1 pseudogene is annotated in these 285 nt (G+C 41.4%); it reads right to left on the reverse strand.

The window, feature by feature from the left end:
* A pseudogene (locus AB4486_RS28445) lies at positions 1–285 on the reverse strand (hypothetical protein); the annotation flags it as partial.

A 285-nucleotide genomic window follows, 5' to 3' on the forward strand; every position in this document is an offset into this window, starting at 1 on the left:
GATTAGAACTGTTAACGCTCACAAACTCATCAGATAGCCAAAGTGTCTGTAATTTCCCGCCCCTAAGCATTGGGTAAAGTTCACCCGTCAACTTATCTTGAATAAATGAATATCGCCCGACGTACTTGGTGTCTTCATAATCAATAGTTGCATTGTCTATCTGCACTAATGCGTACTTCTTATTGATATCAAAGACCCTAAGAATATCAGGCTCTGCGATATCGCATTCATTTGCGCCTTCTTCATCAACTTTGCAAGATGGGTTTACTGGTATGCCCACACCTG

This window comes from Vibrio sp. 10N.222.55.C6 (assembly GCF_041473395.1).
GTDB classification, from domain to species: Bacteria; Pseudomonadota; Gammaproteobacteria; order Enterobacterales; family Vibrionaceae; genus Vibrio; species Vibrio crassostreae_C.